The organism is Pseudoalteromonas phenolica (assembly GCF_005886345.1).
GTDB lineage: Bacteria > Pseudomonadota > Gammaproteobacteria > Enterobacterales > Alteromonadaceae > Pseudoalteromonas > Pseudoalteromonas phenolica_A.
Map to the genome: position 1 here is coordinate 1 of NZ_PNEC01000128.1, position 325 is coordinate 325.

At 43.7% G+C, this 325-nt stretch carries 1 pseudogene; it reads right to left on the reverse strand.

Annotated features, from left to right (window positions below):
- Positions 1-325 (reverse strand): annotated as a pseudogene (locus CWB72_RS20340) (hypothetical protein); the annotation flags it as partial.

The following is a 325-nucleotide window of genomic DNA, read 5'->3' on the forward strand; positions in this document are numbered from 1 at the left end:
AACGTGCTGTTCTTTCGGCCAATCAACATTTCTTCTAGCGTTTTAGCACGGTAAGCCACATCAGCCTTTTCTTGCTGGGCGGTTGAAGTTTCTGATTTACTGAAGTTATAAGCTAAAGAGGTAGGATGGTTACGACCCACAAAAAAACGCAGCGTTGCATATATTCCTTTTGCAAGAGAGGTGATCCCAAGACCTAAAATCAACATGCCAAATAGCATGATGATCCAACCCATACCCGCATCGCTCTTAACGGAGCTGGCGGCAATCACCAGTAATGCAATTCCAGCAATAGTTTGTATTGCACCACGAATAGCAGTGATTTTAC